Below are 3634 nucleotides of genomic sequence, written 5' to 3' on the forward strand. Positions count from 1 at the left end.
CTCTAGTTGTATGTCTTTGATATCGTTCGGATTCATTTTATAGCGGTAAACCCCTTTGTTTCCAATTGCAAATAAGGTATTGTCTCGAATAATTACATCAAAACAATTTTTTTCGATTGAGTGAACCAAAACCGGTTCTACCGGATTTTCGATATTAAATATTTTTATTACATCGTCGCAAACCAATAGGTATTTTGCAGTATAAAACCCAATTCCTTTAGGTTGCATGAGATTTCGACTGTGAATTAATTTGGGGTTTTTAAGATCCTTAGTGTCGTAAACTTGCAAAACGTTGATGTTATTGCCACAAGTAGTGTTTGAGTTCAATGTTACATAGGAATGTGTGCTATTGGCAATGACAGGGTCGCAAGCGGTAAAGTGTCGTACACTTGATAATTTGGCTGGGTTTTCAGGATTGCTAATAGAATAAATAAACATTCCATTTCTGGAACCAATAAATAAGTTGTCTCCATAAGAGAACAGCGTTTCGATGTCAAAGCCAATAGGAATATCGTTCACTTTCACTGGTTTTTCGCCGTCTATTAACGAAAATACATTTAATTTCATGTGGTCTACGCTATATAGATAATTGCCTTTTAAGGCAAAAACAGCAAGGGAACCGCCTTGTCCGGTGCTATCGTTTGATGCGCTATCACTGTTAGAACAACCGATTGTAACTATCAATAGGAAGAAGAATATAATTTTTTTCATGATTATTTTTTTAAATTCCAGTCAATTATAATTTCATTGTCTTTTGTGTAGCCAAATGTCCCGTTTGGTGCTTGCTTTTGCGGAAAAACATTTTTATTTCGGTTGGTAACCTTAAAAATTTTTGTCGTTGGATCGAACGTGGCGGTGACTAAATCTACAGCTTGATTAATGTACAGCGTATTGCCTTTGATGGCTAAATCAGTGGCTCCTGGCGCCTTTATAAAATAGAGTCGTTCTGGTTTACTTGGATTTGCATAATCGTAAACATGAAAACCTTTGTTGACATCATTAATAAACATTAAATCTCCTTTAATGTAAATTTTTCCTGATTTAACAATGGGCTGTGTGTTTTGAAAAACGATCGAAGTTTCTAGGGCGCTCCGAGTAATAATTACAGGTTGGTATTCTTGTCTCGGAAAGTCATTGGGATCGGTTGTTGGCCAGCAGGAAACAAACAAAATTGAACCCAGCAATAGAAGTACTGTTTTTTTCATAGTCAAATGTTTCCTTAAAGATAACTAAAGGCTTTTTTGGTTGCGTTACCTTTTGGTTAAATTTAGGTTCATAAGGAATTAGCAATCAGAAATCTATTGGTTTAATTCAAAGAGGTTTTCTAAAAAAGCGATTTTTTCTTTTTCTTCCCACAGTTTGGTGTAAACAAGTAAGTTCAAAAATTCGGTTTTACTGGCACCAAACAGAAAAATAGTATCTAATTTCTTGTCATTGTATTTCCAAATAATATAACCAAGTGTTGCATTTTCCTTGATTTTCGAAACCTTAATTTTTTGTTCTTTAAAGTTGTTAGTTTGGGTTATTTTTTGTGAAGATTTCTTTTACACCTCCTTTTGTGACCACAATCGAATTGTAATTGCCATTTTCGTTAGCTATAAATTCTACTGTTCTGTCATTGTCATCTGATCTAAAAAATTTTGTTTTTGATTCAGGGAAAAGTTCAAGTTCCATACTGTTGTAATAAAGTTTGGCACCCATTTTTAAGATTTCAATTGTGCCAAATTGCCCTGTGTATTGATTATAAATGGATTGGTTTACCTTTATTTTTTTGTGTTTGTAGGGTAGTGTAACTTCTTTTTGAAAAACCATCGCCGAAAGTCCGTAGGCAATGATATGTGAAAGAGATTCATTATTGGAAAGCACAGTGACCAAAACGCGATCTTTTGTAAACCGGTTGAAGGATGTCATAGCTCCAAAAAAGCCACCGTCATGCGCAATCAGTTCATGACCGTGATTGTAAAATGGATTGATTACAAAACCATATCCCCAATTTTGTGTATTGTAAGGTGTAAACATTAGTTGTTTCATTTTTTCGGATAAAAGGCTTGTGCCATAAAGAGCTTTGTCCCAAAGAGCCAAATCTTCAACAGTTGCATAAACACCATCATGACCATAGTTGATGTCCCAATTGATATAAGGGTTGCTAACATAGCGATCTTGTTCTTTGATATAATTTTTTGCTTTGTTAGGAATTAATGCATCATTCCTAATTACACCAGAGTTGTACATACCTGCTTTTTCAAATACATGTTTTTGAAGATAGGTACTGTACTTTTCGCCAGAAACAGATTCTATAATTTTAGCTAACAAATAATAGCCAATATTGCTGTAGGCTGTGTTTGTGCTGGGTTCAAATTCATAGGGCATTTTTTTAATTTCGTTGTAGGCTGAATCAGCAGACATGGTACTTGTTGCAATATTTTTGAAACCCATTGCAAGTCCAGACGAATGAGACAACAGCATGTGTATGGTAACCTGATCTGCTTTGGGGTAATCAGGTATGAAACGACTTAGGGGATCATTCAGAGATAATTTACCATCCTGTACCAATTGAAGGATGGCCGCCGCAGTAAATTGTTTCGTAACCGATGCCAATTGGAATTTAGTGTCAATCGTGTTTTTAATTTTTTGTTCGTAATCAGCAAAACCATAAGCTTTTTTGAAAAGTACAGTATCGTTTTTTGATACTAAAACAGTACCGCTAAACTGATTGATATCATGCTGTGCTTGCATATATTTTTCAATAGCTGCAGCTGTGTTTTTTTGACAAAAAAGAACCGTTGGTAAAATTGTGAATAGGAGCACTACGAGACTTATACCAATTTGATTTCTATTTTTCATGATCCGTTTTACAGTTGATTAATACTTTAGTTAATAGTTGGTCCAGAAGAATTATTTCATTTTCAGACAATCCGGCTAGAGCATCTGTTCTATTTTTTTGTATGGTTGGAGTAAGTAGTGTAATGGTTTCAATTCCTTTTATTGTAATTTCAAGATTGAATTTGCGTCTGTCCGTCTCATGAATTTTCCGACTGATGTAGTCCTTTTTTACCATCAAATCAATAATTCTTGTTACAGAAGCATTGTCTTTAAAAATCATTTCTGCTACTTCTTTTTGGGAATACTGAGGGTTTTTGTGAAGAATAATGAGCACCAAACATTGGTCAACGGTGATATCATGTACTATGGAGCTTATATTTTTTTGAGCCATTTTTCGGTATTCTTTTATTGTTTGCTCTAAGGTGTAAAGTACCGTACCTGTGGGATTTGTATTTTTCATTTGTTTGCTATTTGATACAAATATAATTGATATATCAAATAATTAATTATTTTTTTTGAAAAATATTTATTTTTTGAAATTTTAAATGGGTTTGCTTTGTAATGTTTTTATAATAAATTGATTGGCTGGTTTGAAACGTGTTCTGAAACCACTAATAATTGCAAGTTGGAGTAGGATTTCCCAATCGAAAACTTAGCTTTGGAAAACTTTCAAAAAATTTCTTCTGTAGTATATCGCCTAGGTAAGAAAACAAATTGAAGTTAAAATTTTATTCCTTCTTTTTTATTCAAATTCAATCATTTCAAGAGTACCTATAAGAATAAAAACCAACGAGATTACCAATAGATGGGC

Annotated in this window: 4 protein-coding genes; all 4 read right to left on the minus strand. The window is 33.6% G+C overall.

The genetic code is table 11. The features are described 5' to 3' along the window. Positions 1-711: hypothetical protein (locus FPG59_RS14760; RefSeq protein ID WP_140344683.1), on the minus strand; the 711-nt coding region annotated here is incomplete at its 3' end. 2 nt (positions 712-713) lie between these two features. Further along, positions 714-1205 carry a hypothetical protein gene (locus tag FPG59_RS14765; RefSeq protein ID WP_086455328.1) on the minus strand — a complete coding sequence of 164 codons (492 nt, stop codon included), beginning with the start codon at positions 1203-1205 and terminating at the stop codon, positions 714-716. A gap of 307 nt (positions 1206-1512) precedes the next feature. Then, positions 1513-2844 (minus strand): serine hydrolase, encoded by a 1332-nt coding sequence (locus tag FPG59_RS14770; protein WP_086455329.1) that lies wholly within the window; start codon positions 2842-2844, stop codon positions 1513-1515. Beyond that, on the minus strand, positions 2834-3283 hold the full coding sequence (locus FPG59_RS14775; protein WP_086455330.1) for a MarR family winged helix-turn-helix transcriptional regulator: 450 nt from the start codon (positions 3281-3283) through the stop codon (positions 2834-2836). Before FPG59_RS14775 ends, FPG59_RS14770 begins: the two co-directional genes overlap by 11 nt. Positions 3284-3634: the final 351 nt, after the last annotated feature.

It is taken from the genome of Flavobacterium sp. FPG59 (assembly GCF_002150205.1).
Classification (GTDB): Bacteria; Bacteroidota; Bacteroidia; order Flavobacteriales; family Flavobacteriaceae; genus Flavobacterium.